General features: G+C 64.3%; 23 protein-coding genes. 9 read left to right on the forward strand and 14 right to left on the reverse strand.

Annotation, left to right across the window (positions count from 1 at the left end; all coding sequences use genetic code 11):
* Positions 1-10: 10 nt before the first annotated feature.
* From NGR_RS11145 to NGR_RS11155, 3 genes are all read left to right on the forward strand, one after another.
* On the forward strand, positions 11-1,042 hold the full coding sequence (locus NGR_RS11145; protein WP_015888372.1) for a substrate-binding domain-containing protein: 1,032 nt from the start codon (positions 11-13) through the stop codon (positions 1,040-1,042).
* 23 nt (positions 1,043-1,065) lie between these two features.
* Entirely contained in the window at positions 1,066-2,277 is a 1,212-nt protein-coding gene (locus NGR_RS11150; protein ID WP_015888373.1) for a TIGR03862 family flavoprotein, read from the forward strand.
* Positions 2,278-2,570: 293 nt separating this feature from the next.
* On the forward strand, positions 2,571-3,752 hold the full coding sequence (locus tag NGR_RS11155; RefSeq protein ID WP_015888374.1) for an MFS transporter: 1,182 nt from the start codon (positions 2,571-2,573) through the stop codon (positions 3,750-3,752).
* A gap of 61 nt (positions 3,753-3,813) precedes the next feature.
* Here the strand turns inward: NGR_RS11155 and NGR_RS11160 are convergent, their stop codons facing one another.
* Entirely contained in the window at positions 3,814-4,023 is a 210-nt protein-coding gene (locus NGR_RS11160) for a dodecin (RefSeq protein ID WP_015888375.1), read from the reverse strand.
* Between the two features lie 229 nt (positions 4,024-4,252).
* Between NGR_RS11160 and pepT the strand changes: the two genes are divergently transcribed.
* Complete coding sequence (gene pepT, locus NGR_RS11165; RefSeq protein WP_015888376.1) at positions 4,253-5,485, forward strand: peptidase T; 1,233 nt, start codon at positions 4,253-4,255, stop codon at positions 5,483-5,485.
* Between the two features lie 73 nt (positions 5,486-5,558).
* On the opposite strand, the gene NGR_RS11170 is transcribed toward pepT, so the two are convergent.
* Positions 5,559-6,353: a TIM barrel protein gene (locus NGR_RS11170; RefSeq protein WP_015888377.1), complete on the reverse strand. Its 795-nt coding sequence runs from the start codon at positions 6,351-6,353 to the stop codon at positions 5,559-5,561.
* Positions 6,354-6,644: 291 nt separating this feature from the next.
* Here NGR_RS11170 and NGR_RS11175 point away from each other — a divergent pair, with 291 nt between their 5' ends.
* On the forward strand, positions 6,645-6,911 hold the full coding sequence (locus NGR_RS11175; protein ID WP_015888378.1) for a DUF2277 domain-containing protein: 267 nt from the start codon (positions 6,645-6,647) through the stop codon (positions 6,909-6,911).
* An 805-nt stretch (positions 6,912-7,716) separates the two neighbouring features.
* Here the strand turns inward: NGR_RS11175 and doeB are convergent.
* The 10 genes from doeB to NGR_RS11225 form a co-directional block, all read right to left on the reverse strand.
* Entirely contained in the window at positions 7,717-8,721 is a 1,005-nt protein-coding gene (gene doeB / locus NGR_RS11180; protein ID WP_015888381.1) for a N(2)-acetyl-L-2,4-diaminobutanoate deacetylase DoeB, read from the reverse strand.
* Positions 8,722-8,725: 4 nt separating this feature from the next.
* Entirely contained in the window at positions 8,726-9,907 is a 1,182-nt protein-coding gene (gene doeA / locus NGR_RS11185) for an ectoine hydrolase DoeA (RefSeq protein WP_015888382.1), read from the reverse strand.
* A 34-nt stretch (positions 9,908-9,941) separates the two neighbouring features.
* On the reverse strand, positions 9,942-10,931 hold the full coding sequence (gene eutC / locus NGR_RS11190) for an ectoine utilization protein EutC (RefSeq protein ID WP_015888383.1): 990 nt from the start codon (positions 10,929-10,931) through the stop codon (positions 9,942-9,944).
* The gene (eutB, locus tag NGR_RS11195; RefSeq protein ID WP_015888384.1) at positions 10,928-11,932 is read right to left on the reverse strand and encodes a hydroxyectoine utilization dehydratase EutB; all 1,005 of its coding nucleotides are present in this window, start codon (positions 11,930-11,932) and stop codon (positions 10,928-10,930) included. Before eutB ends, eutC begins: the two co-directional genes overlap by 4 nt.
* On the reverse strand, positions 11,929-12,714 hold the full coding sequence (eutA, locus tag NGR_RS11200) for an ectoine utilization protein EutA (RefSeq protein WP_015888385.1): 786 nt from the start codon (positions 12,712-12,714) through the stop codon (positions 11,929-11,931). Before eutA ends, eutB begins: the two co-directional genes overlap by 4 nt.
* Positions 12,714-13,376, reverse strand: coding sequence for an ectoine/hydroxyectoine ABC transporter permease subunit EhuD (ehuD, locus tag NGR_RS11205; protein WP_015888386.1), 663 nt, complete (start codon positions 13,374-13,376; stop codon positions 12,714-12,716). Before ehuD ends, eutA begins: the two co-directional genes overlap by 1 nt.
* A 2-nt stretch (positions 13,377-13,378) precedes the next feature.
* Positions 13,379-14,038, reverse strand: a complete 660-nt coding sequence (gene ehuC / locus NGR_RS11210; RefSeq protein WP_014331039.1) for an ectoine/hydroxyectoine ABC transporter permease subunit EhuC — start codon at positions 14,036-14,038, stop codon at positions 13,379-13,381.
* Positions 14,039-14,134: 96 nt separating this feature from the next.
* Positions 14,135-14,986 (reverse strand): ectoine/hydroxyectoine ABC transporter substrate-binding protein EhuB, encoded by an 852-nt coding sequence (ehuB, locus tag NGR_RS11215; RefSeq protein WP_015888387.1) that lies wholly within the window; start codon positions 14,984-14,986, stop codon positions 14,135-14,137.
* A gap of 61 nt (positions 14,987-15,047) precedes the next feature.
* The gene (ehuA, locus tag NGR_RS11220; protein ID WP_015888388.1) at positions 15,048-15,833 is read right to left on the reverse strand and encodes an ectoine/hydroxyectoine ABC transporter ATP-binding protein EhuA; all 786 of its coding nucleotides are present in this window, start codon (positions 15,831-15,833) and stop codon (positions 15,048-15,050) included.
* 177 nt (positions 15,834-16,010) lie between these two features.
* Entirely contained in the window at positions 16,011-17,432 is a 1,422-nt protein-coding gene (locus tag NGR_RS11225) for a PLP-dependent aminotransferase family protein (protein ID WP_164924018.1), read from the reverse strand.
* A gap of 58 nt (positions 17,433-17,490) precedes the next feature.
* Here NGR_RS11225 and NGR_RS11230 point away from each other — a divergent pair, with 58 nt between their 5' ends.
* Positions 17,491-17,973, forward strand: a complete 483-nt coding sequence (locus tag NGR_RS11230; protein ID WP_164924019.1) for an Lrp/AsnC family transcriptional regulator — start codon at positions 17,491-17,493, stop codon at positions 17,971-17,973.
* A 49-nt stretch (positions 17,974-18,022) separates the two neighbouring features.
* On the opposite strand, the gene NGR_RS11235 is transcribed toward NGR_RS11230, so the two are convergent.
* Both NGR_RS11235 and NGR_RS11240 read right to left on the reverse strand, forming a co-directional pair.
* Positions 18,023-18,439 carry a hypothetical protein gene (locus NGR_RS11235; RefSeq protein ID WP_015888391.1) on the reverse strand — a complete coding sequence of 139 codons (417 nt, stop codon included), beginning with the start codon at positions 18,437-18,439 and terminating at the stop codon, positions 18,023-18,025.
* Positions 18,440-18,616: 177 nt separating this feature from the next.
* Positions 18,617-18,835 (reverse strand): hypothetical protein, encoded by a 219-nt coding sequence (locus NGR_RS11240; RefSeq protein ID WP_015888392.1) that lies wholly within the window; start codon positions 18,833-18,835, stop codon positions 18,617-18,619.
* Positions 18,836-19,106: 271 nt separating this feature from the next.
* Here NGR_RS11240 and NGR_RS11245 point away from each other — a divergent pair, with 271 nt between their 5' ends.
* Genes NGR_RS11245 through NGR_RS11255 form a run of 3 tightly spaced genes read left to right on the forward strand, consistent with a single transcriptional unit; the run spans position 19,107 to position 23,089 of the window.
* Positions 19,107-20,603: an NAD-dependent succinate-semialdehyde dehydrogenase gene (locus NGR_RS11245; RefSeq protein ID WP_015888393.1), complete on the forward strand. Its 1,497-nt coding sequence runs from the start codon at positions 19,107-19,109 to the stop codon at positions 20,601-20,603.
* A gap of 23 nt (positions 20,604-20,626) precedes the next feature.
* Complete coding sequence (locus NGR_RS11250) at positions 20,627-22,003, forward strand: aspartate aminotransferase family protein (protein WP_015888394.1); 1,377 nt, start codon at positions 20,627-20,629, stop codon at positions 22,001-22,003.
* Between the two features lie 12 nt (positions 22,004-22,015).
* Positions 22,016-23,089: an alcohol dehydrogenase family protein gene (locus NGR_RS11255; protein WP_015888395.1), complete on the forward strand. Its 1,074-nt coding sequence runs from the start codon at positions 22,016-22,018 to the stop codon at positions 23,087-23,089.
* Positions 23,090-23,140: the final 51 nt, after the last annotated feature.

A 23,140-nucleotide genomic window follows, 5' to 3' on the forward strand; every position in this document is an offset into this window, starting at 1 on the left:
GATAGGCCGCATGAAGCTCAAGGAGTTCGCCCGCCAACTGGGCCTTTCGCCGACGACGGTCAGCCGCGCGCTGAGCGGCTATCCGGAGGTAAGCGAGAAAACCCGCAAACGGGTGGCCGAAGAGGCCGTCCGGCTCGGCTATCGCCCCAACATCAATGCTGTCCGTCTGGTCACCGGCCGGGCCGGGGCGATCGGCGTCGTCATGGGGCGCAGCGGGGAGTTCCAGTTCGCCGAATTCATGAGCGGCATGGCCGAGCGGCTTGACGGGGAGGACATCGACATCCTCGTCAGCCCGACGGCGGATCGCGGTTTGACCGACGAGATTCCGCTTTTCAGCCGGCTCGTCACCAGCGGCCGGGTCGATGCGGTCATCGTCCATTCGCCGGAGCCGAATGACGAGCGCATCGCCTTTCTTCGTGAACTCGGCTTCCCCTTTCTGGTGCACGGCCGCTCCGAGACCCACGTGCCGCACGCGTGGCTCGACATCGACAACGAGGGGGCAATCCGGCGCGCCACATCCCACCTCATCGATCTCGGCCACAAGCGCATCGCGATGATCAACGGCCGAGCCGGCCGAACCTTTTCACTGCACCGCGACAAGGGTTATCGCGACGCCCTCGAAGAGCGGGGCATACCCTTTGATCCGCGCCTCGTCGCCCACGGCCACTTCACCGACGAACTCGGCTTCCGCTTCGCCCGGTCCTTTCTCGAGCAATCGCCGCGGCCGACGGCCTTCGTGGCCGGCTCGATGATGACGGCACTTGGGATCTACCGCGCGGTGCGTTCCCGCGGGCTGGTTGTCGGGCGGGACATTTCGGTTATCGCCCATGACGACGTCTTTCCCTATCTGACGGCCGACAACATGGTGCCGTCGCTGTCGGCGACGCGCTCCTCCATCCGCGCGGCCGGGGCACGCGCGGCGGATCTCGTGCTGCAACTGCTGGGCGGTCGCGTGGCGGAAGAAATCCACGAGCTCTGGCCCGTCGAACTCATCCTGCGCGAGTCGACTGCTCCGCCGCCGCAGGCCGAACCGCGCTCCTGACCACTCGAACGGACGGAAGATCGATGGAACGGACAGAAATTGCGGTCATCGGCGGCGGCCCGGCCGGCCTGATGGCCGCCGAGATCCTGTCGGAGGCCGGGCACAAGGTGACGATCTTCGAGGCGATGCCGACCGCCGCCCGCAAGTTCCTGCTGGCCGGCAAATCCGGCCTCAACATCACCCATGCCGAGGACTACAGGAATTTCGCGACCCGCTTCGGCGGGGCCTCCGATCGGCTGCGCCAGGCGCTCGACGGCTTCACGCCGGACAAGGTGCGGGCCTGGGCGGCGGGGCTCGGTACCGAGACCTTCGTCGGCACCTCGGGCCGGGTGTTCCCGAAGGCGATGAAGGCTTCGCCGCTGCTGCGTGCCTGGCTCCGGCGGCTCGAGGCGCAGGGCGTCACGCTTCTCACCCGGCACCGCTGGATGGGCTTCACCGAAGATGGCCATCTCTTCGAGACGCCGGAGGGACGAAAAATCGTCCACTGCGACGCCGCCCTGCTGGCGCTCGGCGGCGCAAGCTGGCCGCGGCTCGGCTCCGACGCCGCCTGGGTGCCCTGGCTCAGGGAGAGAGGCGTGACGGTCGATGGTTTCCGCCCGGCCAATTGCGGCTTCGACGTCGCCTGGAGCGAGACCTTCCGCGAGCGCTTCGCGGGCGAACCCTTGAAATCCGTCGTCGCCTCGTCCGAAGCCGGCTCCTTCCCGGGCGAATTCGTCGTCAGCCGCCACGGCATCGAAGGCAGCCTCGTCTACGCCCATGCCGCTAGCCTGCGCGACCGGATGGAGCGGGATGGTGACGCTGCGCTTACGCTCGATCTCGCGCCGGGCCGGACTGAGGAACGCTTGAGGCGAGATCTCGCCCGGCAGGACCACAAGGCAAGCTTTTCCAATCGCCTCAGGAAGGGCGCCAGGCTCGAAGGCGTGAAGGCGGCGTTGTTGCGCGAGCTCGTGCCGGAGGCAGCCAAAATCGACCCGGAAAGGCTTGCGGCCACGATCAAGGCCCTGCCCATCCCGCTGTTGCGGCCGCGGCCGATCGCCGAGGCGATCTCCTCGGCCGGCGGCATCGGTTTTGATCAGATCGACGCAAACTACATGCTGACGGCGCTCCCCGGACTCTTCGTCGCCGGCGAGATGCTCGACTGGGAGGCGCCGACCGGCGGCTATCTGCTGACCGCCTGCTTCGCGACGGGCCGCGCCGCGGCGCGCGGCCTCGAGGCTTGGCTGGTACGGGGCTAAAGCGCGCCCCCTCTCGTCCCGCAGGAATGCGTTTACCGGAGGCAGCCCCCTCTGCCCGGCAGGGCAGAGGGGGGTATCACAATCTGCTCGGACCCGGTTCTAAGCCAAACGGACCCATGAGCTGCAAGCTCACCCCAATCTCATTCGTGAATTCCATTCACAGGCGTTGCGACAAGAGAGCGACTTATCGGCGCCGCCCGCGGCCAGCATATTGCACTGCGAAAGACCACCCTCGTTGAACCCTCTTCAAGCCTCCGTTCGCAATCCGAACGGTGGGCGGAAACGGATTTGCCATGCCTCTCGCCATCTTCGCCCTGACGATCGCGGCTTACGCGATCGGCACCACGGAATTCGTCATCGTCGGCCTGCTGCCGACGGTCGCGACCGACCTGGATATCACCCTGCCGCTCGCCGGCCTGATCGTCAGCGTCTATGCGCTCGGCGTCACCTTCGGCGCCCCTGTCCTTACCGCGCTCACCGGCCGGATCGAGCGCAAGCCGCTGCTCCTCGGTCTGATGGGCCTCTTCATCACCGGCAACACGGCCGCAGCAGTGTCGCCGAGCTATGAAATGCTGCTTGTCGCCCGCGTGCTGGCGGCATTCGCCCACGGCGTGTTTTTCTCCGTCGGCTCGACGATTGCCGCCGATCTCGTGGCGGAAGATCGCCGCGCTTCGGCGATCGCCATGATGTTCATGGGGCTGACCGTGGCGATCGTCACCGGCGTGCCGATCGGCACCCATATCGGCCAGATCTTCGGTTGGCGCACCACCTTCTGGGCGGTGGCCGGGCTCGGCGTCATCGCCTTCGCCGGTATGGCGGCGCTGTTGCCGAAGACACTCCCCCGGGCCGTCCCGGCAGGCCTTCTCGACCAGCTGCGCGTGCTTTCCTCCGGCCGCCTGCTGATCGTCTTTGCCATGACCGCGCTCGGCTATGGCGGCACGTTCGTCGCCTTCACCTACCTCGCCCCGATCCTTCAGCAGATCACCGGCTTCTCCGCCGAAAGCGTCAGCCTGATCCTGGTGCTCTACGGCCTCGCCATCGCCGTCGGCAATGTCGCCGGCGGGCGGATCGCCAATACCAATCCGGTCAAGGCGCTCGCCGGCCTGTTCCTCCTCCAGGCGATGGTGCTCCTGGTCTTCTCCTTCACGGCGGCCGCCCCAATGCCGGCGCTCGTCACGCTGGCCGCGCTCGGCTTCCTCTCCTTCGCCAATGTTCCGGGGCTGCAGCTCTATGTCGTTGAGCTTGCCAAGGAGCACCGCCCCGGCGCCGTCGACGTCGCCTCGGCGCTCAATATCGCCGCCTTCAATCTCGGCATCGCACTCGGCGCCTGGCTCGGCGGGCGGGTGGTCGAATCCGGCCTCGGGCTCGGCACAACGCCCTGGGTCGGCGCTATCCTCGTCTCGCTCGCTTTGCTGCTGACGCTCTGGAGCGGCGCGCTGGACCGCCGTGCCAACGGCGCCTTGCAGGCCGCCTGAAGCTTCGCCGGACGGGCAGGCCCGGTGCAGGAGCGCCGGGCACCTGCGTCCCCGGCGCGGTTCAGTCGTCGATGCGGAAGCCGACCTTCATCACCACCTGGTAATGGGCCACCTCGCCGTTGACGATCTGCCCGCGAATCTGGTCCACCTCGAACCAGTCGAGGTTCCGCATGGTTTTCGAAGCCCGCGAAATCGCCGTTTCGATGGCTTCGTCGATCGACTTCGGAGAACTTCCGATCAGTTCGACTTTCTTATAGACGTGCCCGCTCACCGTATCCTCCTCAAGGGGTTTTCCGATCTGGCATTATGGCATCGTGGTGCGCGTGCGGCATGCGTCGCCGCGACCTTGACGATCATGCCCCCGTTGTGCCCAGGCCGCCAGCGAAAGCTCGAAACTTATTCTCGACCGCCCCGGCAAAACGCACCGACCGGGCGAAAATGAGTTCACCGCGGCGGCGGCGCGGGCTATAGCGGTTGCTTCCGCCTCCCTGGAGCTCGCCATGGCCGATACCGTCACCGATCGTTTCCTGCGCTACGTCGTCATCGACACCCAGTCGGACTCGAAATCGCCGGCGCAGCCCTCCACCGAAAAACAGAAGACACTGGGCCGCCTGCTGGTCGAGGAGCTGCTGGCGATCGGCCTTGCCGACGCCCATCTCGACGCCAACGGCTATGTCTATGCGACCATTCCGTCCAACGTCGACAAGCCGGTGCCGGTGATCTGCTTCTGCTCGCATATGGACACGGCGCCCGACTTTACCGGCACGAACGTCAAGCCGCAGATCGTCCGCAATTATGCCGGCGGCGATATCCGGCTTCCCGGCGATCCCGAGCAGGTGATCCGCGTCAGCGACAATCCGGCGCTTGCCGACCAGATCGGCAACGACATCATCACCACCGACGGCACGACGCTGCTCGGCGCCGACGACAAGGCCGGTCTCGCCGAGATCGTCGCGGCCGCCCAGTTCCTCGTCGACAATCCGGAGATCCCGCACGGAACGATCAGGCTGCTCTTCACGACCGACGAGGAGATCGGACGCGGCGTCGACAAGGTCGACCTTGAAAAGCTCGGCGCGGACTTCGCCTACACGGTCGACGGCGAGACGGCCGGCCATATCGAGGACGAGACTTTTTCGGCCGACAGTGTCGACATCACCATCCACGGCGTCGCCATCCATCCGGGCTTCGCCAAGGACAAGATGGAAAACGCCATCAAGATCGCCGCGGCGATCGTCGACCGGCTGCCGAAGGACATGGCGCCGGAGACGACGGCCGGCCGCGACGGCTTCGTCCATCCGACCGGCCTTACCGGTTCGATGGAGAGGGCCAACTTGAGCTTCATCGTCCGCGACTTCGAAGAGGCCGGCCTCGCCGCCAAGGAAGCGATGCTCGACACGCTGGCGCGGCGCGTCCTCGAGGACTATCCCGGCTCCAGCTACAGCTTCGAGATCAAGGAGCAATACCGCAACATGAAGGCGATCCTCGACCGCCACCCGGAGATCGTCGAGAATGCCATCGAGGCGATCCGGCGCGCCGGCATGACGCCGGTGCGCGGCAGCATCCGGGGCGGCACCGACGGGTCGCGGCTGTCCTTCATGGGCCTGCCCGCCGCCAACCTATTCGCCGGCGGCCACGCCTTCCACTCGCCGCTCGAATGGGTGAGCCGGCAGGACATGGAGCGGGCCGTGAAGACGATCGTCGAACTGGCAAAGGTCTGGGCGGAGCGGAGCTAGCAACGGCAGGCGGCGGCTTCAGAGCGGACGCTTGTTCTTCGGCTTGAATTGATCCTGTCAGGGTCAGAATTTGTCAGATGGTGAAGGCGGTGCGAAACGCTTCGAGCGCGACCTCGGGATCGCCGGCCGCCCACGCCTCCATGCCGATCGGGCCGGAATAGCCCATGGCATTCAGCGCCTTGGCGATGCCGTTCCAGTTGACCTCGCCGGTACCCGGCTCATAGCGGCCGGGTACGTCAGCCACCTGGATCTCGCCGATCCAGGGCAGGCACTTGCGGCAGAGTTCGATCAGGTTTCCCTCGCCGATCTGGGCATGGTAGAGATCGAGATTGAGCCGCAGCCGCGGATGATCGACGCTCGAGACCAGCGCCAGCGTGTCCTCGGCGCGGCCGAAGGGCACGCCGGGGTGATCAACCGATAGGTTGAGGTTTTCGAGCGTGAAGGTGACGCCTTCTTCTTCCGCCATCTCCACGATACGGCAGAGAGTGTCGCGCGCCTTCAGCCACATCGCGCCCGTGACGACTTCGATGGGCTGGACAGGCTGACCTCTGTCTCCCAAGCCTGTGCCATGCAGGTTGAGCCGCTCGACGCCGAGCCGTTTTCCAACCTGCGCGGTCTCGCGCGCCGTCTTGAGGAGCTCTGCTGCACCGTCGTCGTCCGTCAGACGGCCGGTCAGATAGCCGTTCATGATCGTGAAGGTGGCGCCGGTCGCCTCCAATTTTTCGAGATCGTGCTCCGGCCAGTTCCACAAACCAACGCCGAAATCCATTTCCTTGAGGCGCGCGGCGCGCCACTCGATCGGCTTGTCGCGCCACAGCATTTCGGCGCAGGCTGCGAGTGGGAAGGGAGTAGCTTTGGATGCATTCATTGGGGATCTCCATATTTGGCGTATGACGATGGGTGGTGCGGCACAAAAGCGCTGCAGCGACATCCTCGTGAACAGGTTTGATCAGATCGTTCCGGCGGGCTCAAAGACTTTTCCAGGCAGATTTCCCGAACGCGCCGACATCCGTGATTTTACAGAGCGTTCGCCATGTGATTTGTTGTCGGGAACCCTCCCAAAGCGCACTTGTATCAAAGTTCGTGTGCGCCTGCCGCCCGACCCGACATCGTGAGATGGCCTTTACCGGAGGGAACCGAAAATGACCGGGAGCAAGTCATGTGCCGAAACATAAGAACTCTGTTCAATTTCGATCCGCCGGCGACGGACCAGGAGATTCACGACGCCGCGTTGCAGTTCGTGCGCAAACTGGCTGGAACGACCAAGCCCGCGAAGCGCAACGAAGTGGCGTTCGAGCACGCCGTCAGCTCTATCGCCGCATGTGCCCGCGAGTTGCTCGATTCGCTGGAGACGTCGCATCCGCCACGCAACCGCGAGGAAGAAGCCGCAAAGGCGCGCGCCCGGATGGAGATCCGCTTCCCATGATCCCACAGGCAGTCAGGTCGTCACAAGTTCCTCGGCCTCTTGCGGTAACTGGATGGTCATCACACCAAGTTCTGTCAAGAGTTGCACCGTCAAAGGGACTCGACCTCTAGGTTTTTCTCTGATTTTATCTTCAGCTAATATTCCTGGGTGGAGGTGGACAGAGGATGGTTTACGATTGGGACGGAAGGCGGACACGTCGCCTTCAGATGCTGAGGTTCCTGGGCGCCCTGGCGATACCTGCCCTCCTTTTCGGGTCGGCAATTGCGGCAGTCGAATGGACCGACACGGGCGCGCCAGACGTCAGCGCCAACCGAAGTCGATAAGGAGCCGTTGGGTCATAGCTCCGAACTGACGCAAATTTACCGGAGTTTTGAGGCCCCAAAGCCCCTGCCGCCCCAGCCATTCACCGCGATCGGCGCAAAGGCCAACCTGGCGTTCCGCGAGTGGAGCGCCGGTGGCGAGTAGGCACAGACAGGCTCGCGGCCTTTCTGCCGACAGGGCCGGAAATCTCTCGCCGATGCCGCCGATGTGATCGGGACACTGAAGATCATGCATGCCGGGAAAGACCGAAAAGCGTTTACCCTGCCTGTGGTTTTTTGAAGAGGCGTACCGGAATCGCGGAATCAGACCTTCCTCTCTGATCAAACCGTAGATAGCGTCTCTGCGTAGCTTCCATCTCTGGGCTACGTCCCGCATCCACCGAAGGCAACTGGATGCGGACTTGCCCCGCCATAGTGCGGGGCTTTTTCGTGGCGGGCGGAGGTTGGTTCCAGATTGGGCTCAAGACGGCCAGAAGTAACCGCCTCTAAACGGTAACCGCCAGCACCGCGCAGCAGTCACCCGCCTTGATCAGCCCGGGATAGTGGCGGGCCGCGAGAAGGCCGCTCATCCTGGCTCTGACCTCGAATGGTTTCGCGCCTGTACGACCGACAGGCAGGATTCGCGCGATCACCGCGTCTTGTTCGACCGTGTCGCCGAGGTCGAAGAGGAACTCGACCAGCCCTCCATCCTCCGCGAAAGCGAAGCAGTCGTCGCTCGGCATGTCCAACCACCTAGTCGGTTGCGCGTCGATTTCGCCCGCGATGATGCCTGCGTGCCTCAGGACATTCGCCACCCCGCGCTTGGCGATTGCCGCGGTCAGCGCCGTCGCCGATCCGCCACCGCCAAGCTCGGTGGTGATGAAGATCTTGCCCATGTCCTCGGCCGCCGTGTCGTACATTCCGACCGCGTCGATCTCCAGCATCTTCATCGAATAGGGCGCTCCAAAGGCCCGGACGAATTCGAAGGCTTTTGCCTCCTGCGCCTTGTCGGGAAGGATGTGGGCGGCGCAGAACGGCAGGAAATCGAGTGTCCTTCCGCCGGAATGGAAGTCGAGCACGATGTCGGCCAGCGGCAGAAGGATACGCTGGAAATAGTCGGCGATCTTCTCGGTCACCGTTCCGTCCGGCTTACCCGGGAAGCTGCGGTTCATATTGCCTTTGTCGATCGGCGACGTCCGCGTGCCTGCGAGGAAGGCCGGATAATTCATCGCCGGCACGATGATCACCCGGCCGCGAACCTCGGCAGGATCGAGCTTCAGCGCCAGGTCGAAAAGCGCGATCGGCCCCTCGTATTCGTCGCCATGGTTGCCGCCCGTCAGGAGGGCCGTCGGGCCCTCCCCGTTCTTGATCACCGTGATCGGAATCATCACCGAGCCCCAGGCCGAATCGTCGCGGCTATAGGGCAGGCGCAGAAAGCCGTGCTGGACACCATCGGCTTCGAAATCGACGGTGGCGCTGATCGGCGACGGCCGCAGATGCTGCTCCCTCATCGCCTCAGTCCTTGACCATCAGCTTGCGCGGCACCGAGGCCAGGCACTCGACGCCGGTTTCGGTGATCAGAATGCTCTCGGTCGTCTCGAAGCCCATGTCCTCGAGCCACAGCCCTGTCATGAAATGGAAGGTCATACCGGGCTTCAGTTCAGTCCTGTCGCCCGGGCGCAGGCTCATGGTGCGCTCGCCCCAGTCCGGCGGATAGGAAAGACCGATCGGATAGCCGGTGCGGTTGTCCTTGACGATGCCGTATTTCTTCAGGACGGCGAAGAAGGCATTGGCGATGTCCTCGCAGGTATTGCCGGGCTTGGCGACCGCCAGACCGGCCTCCATGCCCTCGAGCGTCGCCTTTTCGGCATCGAGGAAGGCCTGCGTCGGCTTGCCCAGGAACACCGTACGCGACAGCGGCAGGTGATAGCGGTTGTAGCAGCCGGCGATCTCGAAGAAGGTGCCCTCGCCCTTCTTCATCGGCCGGTCGTCCCAGGTGAGATGCGGCGCGGACGCCTCGACGCCCGAAGGCAGCAGCGGCACGATTGCCGGATAGTCGCCGCCGATGCCGTCGACGCCGCGCGTGCCGGCATCGTAGATCTCGGCGACCAGGTCGCATTTGCGCATGCCGACCTCGATCTTGTCGAAGATGCGCTTATGCATGGCTTCGACGATGCGGGCGGCATTGCGCATATACTTGATTTCCGTCTCGCTCTTGACGGCGCGCTGCCAGTTGACGAGCGCGGTCGCGTCGACGAAGCGCGCATTCGGCAGATGCTTCTGCAGCGAGGCGAAGGCTGCCGCCGAGAACCAGTAGTTATCCATCTCGACGCCGATCCGCAGCGACCCCCAGCCGCGGTCGGAGAGGATGCCCGAAAGGTAGTCCATCGGGTGACGCTCGGTCGACTGCACGTAGTGATCGGGATAGCCGATGATGTTCTCGTGGCCGAGATAGGCGGTCAGCTTGGCGCCATTGGCATCCTGGCCCCGACCGAACCAGATCGGCTCGCCCGACGGCGGCACGATCACCGCCTGATGCACATAGAAGGACCAGCCGTCATAGCCGGTGAGCCAGGCCATGTTGGATGGATCGCTGACGATCAGCAGCTCGACGCCCTTCGCCTCCATCGCCTGACGCGTCTTCCTGAGCCGGGCTTCATATTCCCCAAGGGAGAATTTGAGGTTGGGTTGGGTCATGGTTTCTTCCCTCGTTTTTCCGGCCGTGCCGGTCTCAACTCTCGAAAGTGGTTCCGACGTTTGCCGCGTTGGCCCGCGCGAATGCGAGTGTGGCAATCGCGGTGTCCTGGATGCCGGTTCCGGTCAGGTCGGCAATGGTGATCTCGCTGGCGCTCGTGCGGCCCGTCCTCAGCCCGGCGATCACCTTGCCGAGTTCGGCGAGTTCGGCATCTGGAGCGACGAGCCCGGCTGCAATCGCGTGGTGCAACTCGCCGAGCCGGCGCGTCTGTATAAGGCTGTCGGCGACATAGGTGGCCCGGGCAATCGCCTGCGGGTCGATTTCGTTCTTGTGTTCCGCGTCCGAGCCCATGGCGGTGACATGCTGGCCCGGCTGCAGCCATTCGGCCTTCAGGATCGGCGTCTCGGAAGGGGTCGTGGTGACGATGATGTCGGCACCGGCAACGGCTGCCTTCGGGTCGGTTGCCACTTCGACCGGAAAGCCGAGCTTCTCCGCAAGCGTGCTCGCCGTTGCCTCGGCCTTTTGCCCGTCACGCGCCCAGAGCCGCGCCTCGCGGATCGGTCGGACAAGCGCGAGCGCTTCGAGCTGCAGCCTTGCCTGCATGCCGGCGCCGAAGACCGCAGCGACGGAAGAATCCCCGCGCGACAGATGTTTGGCCGCGACCGCCCCGGCCGCCGCCGTGCGCACATCGGTGAGGTAACCATTGTCGAGGAGCAGCGCCTGCACCAGCCCGGTGCGGCTGGACAGCAGCACCATCATGCCGTTGGTGCTCGGCAGGCCGATCTTCGGATTGTCGAAGAAGCCCGGGCTGATCTTGATCGCGAAGCCGTCGAGGCCGGGCACATAGGCCGTTTTCACATCGACCTCGCCGCGATGCTCGGGAATGTCGAGCCTCAGGATCGGCGGCATCGCCACCGCCCTGGTGGCAAGCGCATGGAAGGCATTCTCGACGCACAAAACCGCCTCGCGATCGAGCGGCACGATACGGCGCAGCTCCGCCTCGGTGAGAATCGTCATCCGTGTCATGCCGCCTCCTCGCGAAACGGATCGGTTTCGCCGTTCATCACCCGCAAGTGCAGGCCCATGTCGACATTGCGGCCGGAGAGAATGACCGCGATCGGGCCGCCGGCGATCTTGATCTTGCCGGCCAGCAGCGCCGCCATGCCGACGGCGCCGGCCCCCTCGACGATCTCCCGCTCCTCGGCGTAGGCGTGGCGCATGCCGGCGGCGATCTCCGCCTCCGTCAGGAGGATGATCTCGTCGAGGAGTTCGCTGCACATGCGGAACGTCAGGCGATTGTCGAGCCCGATGCCGCCGCCGAGCGAATCCGCAAGGCTCTGATATTCCTCGACGAGCACCGGCCTGCCGGCGACGACGCTCGCCTTCATTGCCGCGCCGCGCTCCATCGTCAGCCCGATGACCCGCGTCGCCGGCTTGCGCGCCTTGACCGCTGCCGCGACCCCGGCCGCCAGCCCGCCGCCCGAAAGCGGCACGAGCACTGCAGTGAGATCCGGCATCTGCTCGACAATCTCCAGACCGAGCGTTCCCTGTCCTGCGACAACGGCTGCATCGTCGAACGGCGGCACCATGACGAGACCTTTTTCCGCGACGAGCCGTTCGACCTCATCCTGCGCCTCGTCCTGGGAGCTGCCGACGATCCGCACATCGGCACCAAGGCGCCTGATCTCCGAAACCTTGTTCTCCGGGACGAGATGCGACATGCAGATCGTCGCGACCGAGCCTTGCGTCCTTGCCGCATGGGCAAGCGCCCGGCCGTGATTGCCGGTCGAGGCCGCGATGACGCCGCGCGCCCGCGCCTCGGCGGAAAGCGAAAGCACCGCATTGGTCGCGCCACGCAGCTTGAAGCTGCCGGTCGTCTGGTGGTGTTCGAGCTTCAGCCCGACGGGAACGCCGCAAAGCTTGCTGAGCGATGTGGAAGTCACGAGGGGCGTGCGAAGAACGCGACCGGAAATGCGCCGCGCCGCCGCTTCGATGTCCTCGATCGTCACGGTGAGAAAAGCGCTCATGGCCATTCTCCCGAGAGCGGCAGCGCCATCAATCGACCGAGTTCCGGCCGCGCCGAGTTGTCGCCGCAAAGGCGCAGGCAGGCCCAGGCAGTGGCATAGTTGCTGCTGACGACGGGCTTGCCGATCGCGGCCTCGATGTCCGCGATCACGCCGGCCGCACGCACGGCCGTGCAGGAGATGAACAGCGCTTCCGACTGCGGCGCCATTGCCTCTTTTGCGAAGGCGACGATCTCCTTGGGCGTGATCCGCGCCATCTCCCGGTCGTCGGTAAGCCCCAGGCAGGTGAAGCGGTCGATCGTGAAGCCGAGTGCCGCAAAGTAGTCCGCCATCGGCTGGCTGGTCTCGATCGTATAGGGCGTGAGCACGGAGAGGCGCCTCGCGCCGAGCGTGCGCAAACCTTTGACAGCCGCCGCCGTCGGCGTCACCACGGCTGCTTCCGGTTTGGCGGCCTTTATCGCTGCGGCCACTTCCTCGTCGCCGATGACGACGGAGGCAGAGGTGCAGGAATACATCACGACGTCGAGTGCTTCGTCGGGCAGGATCAAGCTTGCTGCCGCCGTGAGCGAAGGCTGCATCGCGCGGAGATTGTCCGGCGTCACCGGATTGGCATAGGGGATCCGCGCGACGTAGACGCCGATCCGGTCGGACGCCACCAGTCGCTGGAAATCCACCTCGGTCGTATGGTCGGTGGCGAGGATGACGAGACCGACGCGCTTTTCGAGCGGCCGGTCGTCGAGGCGCGGGACGCGCCGCGCCAGGGAGAGAGCGACAGGCTTTTCCATCAGCGTTCGTCCACCCGTGCGTAGCGCTCTTCCAGCCAGCGCAGGAAGATGACCGAGATCAGGCTCATGACCAGGAAGAACACGCCGACCAATGTCATCGGCTCGATATAGCGATAGTTGCTGTTGGCGATGCTCTTTGCCTGGTTCATCAGTTCCAGCACCGTGATTGCCGAAAGCAGCGGTGTCTCCTTGAACATGGCGATCAGGTAATTGGCGAGCGCCGGGATCATCGGCGGGATCGCCTGCGGCAGGATCACATGGATCCAGGTCTGGCGCGCCGTCAGGTTCGTCGCCTTGGCCGCCTCCCATTGGCCGCGCGGCACGTTCTCGATGCCGGCGCGATAGACCTCGGCGGCATAGGTACCGTAGTGGATGCCCAGACCTATGACGCCGGCGACCAGCGCCGGCAGGCGGATGCCGATGTCCGGCAGCACGTAGAAGATAAAGTAGAGCTGCACGAGCAGAGGCGTGCCGCGGATGAACTCCACCGCGAAGCTGGTGGCGCGCGCGATCGGCCTCGGCGCCACCATGCGCAGGATGGCGAAGACAAGCCCGATGACCGCGGCAACGGCAGCGCCGAGAATGGTGGCCAGAATGGTGATCTGCAGCCCTTCGATGAGGGTCGGCATGATCTGGCGGACGAATTCCCAATCCCATTCCATGGTCAAGCCCTCACGCCGTCGAGGCCGCGGCTCACCCGGCGTTCCAGCCAGCGCATGCCGAGCGAGATCACCCAGGCCATGACGAAATAGAGCACCAGGATGGTCGCGAAGGGGATCAGCGTGCTGCCCGTTTGGGCCCGCACCACCTGCGCCTGGAAGGTCATGTCGGTGAGCGAAATCAGCGAGACGACGGCAGTCCCTTTGAGAAGCTCGATGGCGTTGTTGCCGAAGGTCGGCAGCATCAGCGGCAGCGCCTGCGGCAGGATGATGTGGCGCATCGCCTGGTAGCGCGAGAGATTGAGGGCGATACACGCTTCCCGCTGCTCGCGGCCGATCGCCTTCACGGCACCGCGCACGACTTCGGCACCATAGGCGCCGACATTCAAGCCGAGCGCCAGCACGCCGGCCTGCAGCGGCGTCAGGGTGATGCCGGCAAAGGGCAGCACGAAATAGGCCCAGAAGAGCTGGACGAAAATCGAGGTGCCGCGGAAGAATTCGATATAGGTGGTGGCAAGCGCTCGCACCGCCGTGAAGCGGCTGACGCGCCCGAGCCCCGCCGCAAAGGCGACCACGACGGCAAGTGCCGAGCCCATCAGGGTGAGCTGCACGGTCACCCATGCGCCCTCAAGGATCAATCCGATATAGCCGGACCAGTCGATCATCTTTCAATCAATCCACTCTGGTTCGCTTGCACGCTGCGTCATTCCTCCTCTCCGCCGATACGGAGAGGAGGTTCAATGAAGGGGAGCGACTCGGGCCTACTTCGCGGCGCAGAGCTTCTCGCGCGTCGTCGACATCGCCGCCTTGGCCGAGAAGCCATAGGGCTCGATGATCTTGGCGAACTCGCCGGACTCCTTCATCTTGGCGAGCTCGACGTCGAAGGCATCGCGCAGAGCCTCGTCGCCTTTCCTGAAGGCGGCGCCGTCGCAATAGACGGGAGCGCCTTCGACCGGCGCCACGACCTCGATATCAGGGTCTTTCGCCTTCGAAACGAGATCGTTGATGGAAAGCACCGGCAGCGAATAGACGTCGATGCGGCCGTCCTGCAGCATCTTCATCCCGCTCTGGCCGTCAGGCACGACGATGACCCGATCACGCGGCACGCCGGCTTCGAGCGCCAGCTTCTCCTCGGTGCCGCCACCCGGCGCGCCGATCCTGGCATCCGGATTGTCGGCGATGTCCTTGTAGCTCATCAATTTGAGCGGATTGCCCTTCTTCAGCGCAAAAGCCTCGGCATCGCAAAGGATCGGCTGGGAATAGGCAACTGCGGCGCAACGCTCCGGCTTCATGAAGAGGCCGGCGGTGATTGCATCGTGACGTCCTGCCTGCAGGCCCGGGATCATCGCTCCGTATTCCGAGATGGAGGCGACGACATCGGCAACGCCGAGGCGCTTGAAGATTTCCCGGGCGACATCAGGGGCGGCGCCGGACACCTTGCCGTCAGCGCCGACGGCGGTGAAGGGCGGTTCGTTGGCGATGGCGATACGGGCGAAGCCCTGCTCCTTCAGTTCCTCGAGTTTGTTTTCATCCGCAGCAGCGGGCGTCGCCGCTGCGACTGCCATCAGTGCGGTGGCACCGGCCGCCATTGCCATCCAATCTTTCAACTGCATCGTTCCCAACTCCTCTGTCGTTCTCTTGCTGTTTTGGTTGAGGCAATGTCGGCCGTCAGGCTTAGACGCGGTGCCCTGCCGCTATGATCTTGCGCAGGAAGGTCTGCGTGCGTTCCTGTTTCGGATGCCGGAAGATTTCCTCGGGCCTGCCTGCCTCGACGATCTTGCCGCGGTCGAAGAAGAGCACCCGATCGGCGAAATCATGGGCAAAGCCCATTTCGTGAGTGACGAGCAGCATCGTCATGTCCGTCTCGGCGGCAAGCTTGCGCATGACGGTCAGGACTTCCTCGACAAGCTCGGGATCGAGCGCGGAGGTCACCTCGTCGAAAAGCATGATCTTCGGCGACAGCGCCAGCGCCCGGGCGATGGCGACGCGCTGCTTCTGGCCGCCGGAAAGCTGCGCCGGCATGCTCTTGGCCTTATCGGCCAGGCCGACCATGTCGAGCAGCTCCATCGCCCGCTTTTCCGCCGCGGCGCGCGCCATGCCCTTCGTCAGCATCGGCGCCAGCGTCACATTGTCGAGGACGCATTTGTGCGGAAACAGATTGAAGTGCTGGAAGACCATGCCGATCTTCTCGCGCATCTTGTGAAGATGCCGCTCGTCGGCAGCAACGAGGCTACCGGCCTTCTTCATGTGGTAGAGCTGCTCGCCGTCGACCTGGATGAAGCCGTCGCTGATCGACTCCAGCGTCATCAGGATGCGCAGGATGGTCGTCTTGCCCGAGCCGGAAGGACCGATGAGGGCGAGCTTCTCGCCGGGCATCACCTCCATCGACAATCCGTCGAGTACGGTCAACGGACCGTATCGCTTGACGATGTTGTCGATGCGGATGATCGGCTCGGACATTCGCGCCTCTCCCTATGAGACTACGGACGCCGCATGGCATCCTCCCAAAACCGCTCGCACACTTTTGGGCGCCATGCGTTAATGTCCTAACGATGATCCGGTTCCAAAATCATGTCAATGTGAATAATAATATCATGACAATTATTCGGCAAGCGCCGAAGTCTTGTGCATTCGCAATCAGATCGCCAGCAGCAATGCCTCGGGATCGCCGAGGGCCAGCGAGGCGACGATGCCGAGCCCGGTCTTCAGTTCTTGTTCGCTTGTCGAGCCGAGCGAAATCCGCACGGCAGGATGCCAGCCGCTGTCGGCGGTGCGGAAGGATGCGCCCGGCGCGATCGCAACGCCGCGCAGGCGCGCCTGGGAGACGAAAGCGTCCTCCGAATGCCCCTCCGGCAGCGGCAGCCAGACATGCAGGCTCTGCGGACGCGTGCGGTGGGCAAGCCTGCCGAATGTCTCGGTGGCAATTGCGTGGCGTGCGGCAAGGGCGCGGCGCTGCCAGTTGACGAGTTCCATCGCCGTCCCGTCACTCACCCAATGCGTGGCGATTTCGGCAATCGACGGCGTCGCCATCCAGTTCGAGACGAGGTGTCGATTGGCGACCGCTGCGACATAACGATCCGGCGCCGCGAGATAGCCGATCCTGAGCCCCGGCACTGTGATCTTGGTGAAGCTCGTCACATAAAGGGTGCGCTCCGGGGCAAGCGCCGCGACCGGCGGCAGGCGCTCCTCGACCAGTGGTCCCAATATGTCGTTCTCGATGATGGCGACGTCATGCCGGCGCGCGACCTCGGCAAGCGCCGTGCGGCGCTCGGTGCTCATCAGCGTCGCCGTCGGATTGATCACCGACGGCTGCAGGAAGATCGCCCGTATCACGCCCTTGCGGCAGGCCTCGTCCAGCGCTTCCGGCACCATGCCGTCGTCATCGATGGCGATGCCGTGGAGATGAATACCGAGATAGGTCGAGAGCGGCACCAGCGTATGATGGCTGATCGCCTCCGTCGCAATCGTCGAGCCGGGTGGAGCGACGCTCATCAGCGCCACGGTCATGGCGGAGGTGGCGCCGTTGGTAAGACTGATATTGAGCGGCGAGACGTCGAGCCCGCAGCGCGACAGCCATTCGGCCGCGACGCTGCGATGGCGCGGAAACACCATGTTCGGTCGGAAGGAAAGCGCCGAGCTTGCCGGCAGGTTCTCGGCAAGCCAGGCAAAGGCCTGCCGCATCGTCTCGAGATGGATCTGCTCGCAGACGGGCTTCAAGATCGAAAGATCGATCAGTTCGCCGAGCCGCTCCGGCAGGTAGGGCGGATCCGGTTCGCGCGGCCGCGTCTGCACGAAACTGCCGCGCCCGACCTCGCCGGAGATCAAACCGCGCCGGATAAGCTCGTCATAGGCGCGGCTCACCGTCTGCACCGAAAGCTTCAGATCGTCGGCCAGCTTGCGGTGCGTCGGCAACCGCGTGCCGTTCTGGAGCCTCCCCTCCTGAATGGCGCGGGCAAATTGATCGGCCAGCGAGAGATAGGCCGGGCGGCGCAGGAGCGATGTGTCGGGCATCCAATTTGTCATGATTTGAACAGTGATCAAAATCAGCTCAATTGACAATGCAAAAGTGAGAACCCAATGTCTTTTCCCGGACTTCGACCATGGAAGGGCGCCACGCATGAAACTCGACGCGATCGATCTGCGCATCCTCGAGGCGATCCAGGCCGACGGGCGCATCACCAAGCTGGCGCTCGCGGAAAAGGCCGGCCTGTCGCCGACGCCCTGCTGGATGCGGCTGAGGAAACTCGAAACGGCCGGCATCGTCACCGGCTATCACGCGCGCCTTGCGCTGCGCCGGGTGGCGCCTGTCGCAAGCGTGATGATGGAGGTGACTCTCGGCAACCACCGGCAGGCGGATTTCGACCGTTTCGAACGCGCCATCGGCTCGATCCCGGAGATCGTCGCCTGCTGGTCGGTCGGCGGCGGGGTCGATTATATCCTCAAGGTCGTGACCGCCGACATCGATGCCTATCAGCGGCTGGTCGACGACCTGCTCGGGCGGGAGCTCGGCATCGACCGCTATTTCACCTACATCGTTACCAAGACAGTGAAGGAGGAAACCGTGTTGCCGCTCGGCTCGCTGCTGTCGCAGGTGAACTAAAGACGGCAGAGCGAAATGCGCGCAGAAAACGCACGGTTCCTCATCCGGCCTACACTGCGGAGACGACCTTCTTGTATTGCGACGTGCGAAGGGTCTCTCCGCGACCGTATCTCCGAATAGCCAGCATGGTGAAGTAGTTGATAACGCCCAAGATGGCCAAAAAAATCCATGCACCGGCAGGCGTAAGCTCTGCATCGGCAGAGGTATAGGACCTGTATAGCGTCCAAAGCACGTCTGCCAATTCAACAACAACAAACAACGTCAGCAGGACGACAATGCCCTTGCGGAGCCCTGGCGAGAAATAAACTGTTCCGAAAGCGTAGAGTACGATAACCACTGTCGCCAATACAGACAGAATGTCGTTCATCACCCTCCAAGTGGTGACCTCGCCAACGCCCCCCACCAACAGCGCCAGTTCGCATGCGCCCGCGAGCACATTTAGACACGCAAAGAATTTCCAGCCCACACAGGTTCCCCTCGCCCTTTAGTAGGATCGGAGCCTATGCGCCTAGTTGAGAAATTGCAATTGTCGACGGGACAACCGTAGATAAATCATCCGTCGCGATGAATCGAACAGTCGTCAAAGCCTAAACTTAGGAAGAACCCGTTCGACTCGCGGCGGCTGCCCTGGCGGGGAAATCTGTCAGCGTTCCGGATCGCCTATTTCGAGAACCTCATGCCGTTTCAGCTCGTCGATCGCTTCGATCGCTTCGGCCGCCGACCAGCCTGCAGAAACCGCGACCTGCACCAGCTTGGTTTCTACCTGTTGCTCAAGCTCCATGTACAAAGGCTCTAACGCTTCCTGCACGGTCAGGATGTGTTCACCAGCCATCACGGGGCGCTGGGGCAATGACGCGGTCATGGCACAATCCTTCCTCCTTCACGCGGACGTGTTTTGCACAACGTCCCGCTCGAGTTTCTGTTCCACGCGCGGCCTTCGATACCAAGGAAAGTCGGGATCCCCGCTTCGCGAGAAGGGCGGAACACCGCACGCACCGTTCCTCACCCGCCCCAGACAATCTCTCTCGGGGACGCCTCTCCTTTGGTCCAAGTCTCTCCCGGCGCGTGGCGGAATGGACAATCTCTCGCGGCAACAGTGTCAATCTCTTCGTAACGGACGAGGAGACTTGGACATGACAGCAATCTTTGCGCGCCCCGCTTTCCACGACGCCCTGAAGCAGTTGAGCGACCGGCAATTGCTGCGCGAACTCGCCTATGTCGGCGGCCGCTGGATTGCCGGGCGCGACGGCAAATGCCTGGAGGTGGGCGATCCGGCGAGCGGCAGCGCCCTCGCCTTCGTCGCTTCGCTCGATGCGGACCAGACGTCCGAAGCGATCGATGCGGCGGAGAAGGCATTCAGATCCTGGCGCGATATGCTGCCGCAAACACGCGCCGCCATCCTGCGCAAGTGGCACGATCTGATGCTCGGAGCCCGCGAGGACCTGGCCCTCTTGATGACCCTGGAGCAGGGCAAGCCGCTCGCCGAGTCGCGCGGCGAGATCGACTACGCGGCTTCCTTCATCGAGTGGTATGCCGAGGAAGGTAAGCGCCTCAATGCCGAGAGCGTCACGAGCCACCTTGCCGGAGCCGAGATGATCGTCCGCCGCGAGGCCCTCGGCGTCGTCGGTATCGTCACGCCGTGGAACTTTCCCTCCGCGATGATCACCCGCAAGACGGCCGCCGCCCTTGCGGCCGGGTGCACGGTGGTCGCACACCCCTCCTCCGAGACGCCGCTTTCCGCTCTGGCGCTGGCCGAGCTCGGCGAGCGCGCCGGCCTGCCCGCCGGTGTGTTCAATGTCGTCACCGGCAGCGCGGCAACGATCGTCGGGCGGATGTGCGAAGATGCGCGGGTCCGCGCCATGAGCTTCACCGGTTCCACCGAGATCGGCCGGCTGATCGCGTCCCAATGCGCACCGACGATGAAGCGGCTGGTGATGGAACTCGGCGGCCACGCGCCGCTGATCGTCTTTGCCGATGCCGATGTCGAGAAGGCGGCCGATATCGCGATTGCTGCGAAGTTCGCGACCTCCGGCCAGGACTGCCTCGCCGCCAACCGGATCTATGTCGAGCGGCCGATCCACAAAGCCTTCCAGGAGGCTCTTGCCGCCCGGATCGCCCAATTGAAAGTCGGCGGCGGACTCGAGCCGGAGACCGATATCGGCCCCCTGATGCACCAGCGCGCCGTTGCCAAGGTCGAGGAGCAGGTTGCGGACGCGCTGAAGCGCGGCGCCAGGCTCGCTATCGGCGGAAGGCGCCACGCGGCGGGGCCGCTGTTCTATCAGCCGACATTGCTGACCGATGTGCCTGATGACGCACTGATCATGCGCGAAGAGACATTCGGCCCGGTTGCGGCCGTCACCGCCTTCGACACCGAAGGCGAGGTGATCGCCCGGGCGAACGACACCGAATACGGTCTTGTCGCCTATGTCGTCACCGAAAACGGCGCCCGACAGATGCGGCTCGCCCGCGCCCTCGAATACGGCATGGTGGCGATCAACCGGGTGAAGATCACCGGCGGGCCGATCCCCTTCGGCGGCTGGAAGCAGTCCGGTCTCGGCCGCGAGGGCTCCCGCCACGGCATGGAGGCCTTCACCGAGCTCAAATATCTCTGCATCGACACCGCCGCCTGACCGAATTCATGAAAGGAATGACCATGCTCGAAAGAAGCAACGAACTGACCGCCTGGGACCGCGACCACTTCTTCCACCCTTCGACGCATATGGGCATGCACGCGCGCGGCGAAAGCCCGACGCGCGTCATCGGCAGTGGCGAAGGCGTCTACATCACCGACGTCAGCGGCAAGCGCAGCCTCGATGCGTTCGCCGGCCTTTACTGCGTCAATGTCGGCTACGGCCGTGAGAAGATCGCCGAGGCCATCGCGAGCCAAGCGAAGAACCTCGCCTACTACCACGCCTATGTCGGGCACGGCACGGAAGCCTCGATCCGGCTTGCCAAGATGATCATCGATCGCGCCCCTGAAGGCATGAGCCGCGTCTATTTCGGGCTGTCCGGTTCGGATGCCAACGAAACCAACATCAAGCTGATCTGGTACTACAACAACATTCTTGGCCGGCCGGAGAAGAAGAAGATCATCTCGCGCTGGCGCGGCTATCACGGCTCCGGCGTGATGACCGGCTCGCTGACGGGCCTGCATCTCTTCCACAACGCCTTCGACCTGCCGCGTGCGCCGATCCTGCACACGGAAGCGCCCTATTACTTCCGCCGTCCGGACCGCTCGATGAGCGAGGAGCAGTTCTCCGAGTATTGCGCCGACAAGCTCGAGGAGATGATCCTCGCCGAAGGGCCCGACACCATTGCCGCCTTCATCGGCGAGCCGATCCTCGGCACCGGCGGCATCGTGCCGCCGCCCAAGGGCTACTGGCAGAAGGTCCAGGCGGTGCTTCAGAAATACGATATCCTGCTTGTTGCCGATGAAGTCGTCACCGGCTTCGGTCGGCTCGGCACCATGTTCGGCTCCGACCATTACGGCATCAGGCCGGACCTGATCACCATCGCCAAGGGTCTGACCTCGGCCTACGCACCGCTTTCCGGCACGATCGTTTCGGACAAGGTCTGGCAGGTGCTGGTCAAGGGTTCGGACGAGTTGGGCGCGATCGGCCATGGCTGGACCTATTCTGCACACCCGATCTGTGCCGCCGCCGGCATCGCCAATCTCGAACTGATCGACGAGCTCGGCATCGTCGAGAACGCCGGTTCGACCGGCGCCTATTTCCGGGCCGAGTTGCAGAAAGCCGTCGGCGAGCATCGCCATGTCGGCGAGGTGCGCGGCGACGGGCTGATGGCGGCGATCGAATTCGTCGAGGACCGGGACGACCGCAAGTTCTTCGATCCGGCGCGGAAAATCGGGCCGCAGGTGGCCGCGGCGCTGCTTGAGCGCGGCGTCATCGGCCGCGCCATGCCGCAGGGCGATATCCTCGGCTTCGCCCCGCCGCTCTGCCTGACGCGCGACGAAGCCGACATCGTCGTCAAGGCGGCAGCCGACGCGGTCCAGTCGGTACTCGGCCGCTGAGGGAGAAGCTTCATGATGCATTCCGTTCCGAAGACCATGGCGGCCGTGCAGCTCATCGGCCATGGCGGGCTGGACAAGCTCGTCTATAGCCGGGAGGTCCCCGTGCCGGCTCCGGCAGCCGGCGAGGTGCTGATCAGGGTCACCGCCTGCGGCATGAACAACACCGACGTCTGGGTGCGCCAGGGCGCCTATGGCACGGAGGACGATCCTTCCGCCGTCTCGACCTGGCGCCGCCACGGCAACACGCTGACCTTCCCGCGCGTTCAGGGCACCGATACGGTCGGCCACATCGTCGCCGTCGGCGACGGCGTCGACACGGCCCGCATCGGCGAGCGCGTCATGGTCGATTTCTCGATCTACAACCGCGACGACGACAGCCTGGCCGACATCGACTATATGGGCCACGGCCGCGACGGCGGTTATGCCGAGTACATGGCGCTGCCGGCCGAAAACGCCCATGTGGTGGCGACCGACCTGACCGATGTCGAGCTCGCGACCTTCTGCTGCGCCTATCTCACCGGTGAACGGATGCTGGAACGGGCGCGGCTTGCGGCCGGCGAACGCATTCTGGTGACCGGCGCCTCCGGCGGCGTCGGCTCGGCGATCATCCAGCTCGCCCGCGCCCGCGGCGCCATTCCGATTGCCGTTGCCGGTCCCGGCAAGGAAGCCGCCATGCTCGAGATCGGCGCCGAAGCCGTCGTGACCCGTGGCCGGGGCGACCTCGTCGAAGCCGTCAACGAGGCCGTTGGCGGCGAGCCGATCGACGTCGTCGCCGACCTCGTCGGCGGTCCCCTCTTCAACGATCTCCTGAAGATCCTCCGCCCGGAGGGCCGCTACACCACCGCCGGCGCCATCGCCGGCCCGGTCGTCGAGCTCGATCTCAGGACCATGTACCTGAAGCAATTGGAACTGCATGGATCGAGTCAGGGCAGCCGCGCCGATTTTCGGCGGCTGGTGCGCTATATCGAGGACCGGAAGATCCGTCCGCTCGTCGGCGGCGTCTATCCCCTGTCGGAATTCCACCGGGCACAGACGGATTTCATGGCGAAGAACTTCGTCGGCAAGCTCGTCGTGGTACCGGATTGACGGTGCCGCACGCTCCGCGAAAAGGAAGCAGCTTCGGCGCAGCGGCGCGGT

The organism is Sinorhizobium fredii NGR234, from assembly GCF_000018545.1.
In the GTDB taxonomy this organism is placed as follows: domain Bacteria; phylum Pseudomonadota; class Alphaproteobacteria; order Rhizobiales; family Rhizobiaceae; genus Sinorhizobium; species Sinorhizobium fredii_A.

Bases quoted from the DNA above. Each gene is read 5' to 3' on its own strand.
- NGR_RS11145 (WP_015888372.1), top strand. From the start codon at position 11: ATGAAGCTCAAGGAGTTCGCCCGCCAACTGGGCCTTTCGCCGACGACG.
- NGR_RS11150 (WP_015888373.1), top strand. From the start codon at position 1,066: ATGGAACGGACAGAAATTGCGGTCATCGGCGGCGGCCCGGCCGGCCTG.
- NGR_RS11155 (WP_015888374.1), top strand. From the start codon at position 2,571: ATGCCTCTCGCCATCTTCGCCCTGACGATCGCGGCTTACGCGATCGGC.
- pepT (WP_015888376.1), top strand. From the start codon at position 4,253: ATGGCCGATACCGTCACCGATCGTTTCCTGCGCTACGTCGTCATCGAC.
- NGR_RS11170 (WP_015888377.1), bottom strand. From the start codon at position 6,353: ATGAATGCATCCAAAGCTACTCCCTTCCCACTCGCAGCCTGCGCCGAA.
- NGR_RS11175 (WP_015888378.1), top strand. From the start codon at position 6,645: ATGTGCCGAAACATAAGAACTCTGTTCAATTTCGATCCGCCGGCGACG.
- doeB (WP_015888381.1), bottom strand. From the start codon at position 8,721: ATGAGGGAGCAGCATCTGCGGCCGTCGCCGATCAGCGCCACCGTCGAT.
- doeA (WP_015888382.1), bottom strand. From the start codon at position 9,907: ATGACCCAACCCAACCTCAAATTCTCCCTTGGGGAATATGAAGCCCGG.
- eutC (WP_015888383.1), bottom strand. From the start codon at position 10,931: ATGACACGGATGACGATTCTCACCGAGGCGGAGCTGCGCCGTATCGTG.
- eutB (WP_015888384.1), bottom strand. From the start codon at position 11,932: ATGAGCGCTTTTCTCACCGTGACGATCGAGGACATCGAAGCGGCGGCG.
- eutA (WP_015888385.1), bottom strand. From the start codon at position 12,714: ATGGAAAAGCCTGTCGCTCTCTCCCTGGCGCGGCGCGTCCCGCGCCTC.
- ehuD (WP_015888386.1), bottom strand. From the start codon at position 13,376: ATGGAATGGGATTGGGAATTCGTCCGCCAGATCATGCCGACCCTCATC.
- ehuC (WP_014331039.1), bottom strand. From the start codon at position 14,038: ATGATCGACTGGTCCGGCTATATCGGATTGATCCTTGAGGGCGCATGG.
- ehuB (WP_015888387.1), bottom strand. From the start codon at position 14,986: ATGCAGTTGAAAGATTGGATGGCAATGGCGGCCGGTGCCACCGCACTG.
- ehuA (WP_015888388.1), bottom strand. From the start codon at position 15,833: ATGTCCGAGCCGATCATCCGCATCGACAACATCGTCAAGCGATACGGT.
- NGR_RS11230 (WP_164924019.1), top strand. From the start codon at position 17,491: ATGAAACTCGACGCGATCGATCTGCGCATCCTCGAGGCGATCCAGGCC.
- NGR_RS11240 (WP_015888392.1), bottom strand. From the start codon at position 18,835: ATGACCGCGTCATTGCCCCAGCGCCCCGTGATGGCTGGTGAACACATC.
- NGR_RS11245 (WP_015888393.1), top strand. From the start codon at position 19,107: ATGACAGCAATCTTTGCGCGCCCCGCTTTCCACGACGCCCTGAAGCAG.
- NGR_RS11250 (WP_015888394.1), top strand. From the start codon at position 20,627: ATGCTCGAAAGAAGCAACGAACTGACCGCCTGGGACCGCGACCACTTC.
- NGR_RS11255 (WP_015888395.1), top strand. From the start codon at position 22,016: ATGATGCATTCCGTTCCGAAGACCATGGCGGCCGTGCAGCTCATCGGC.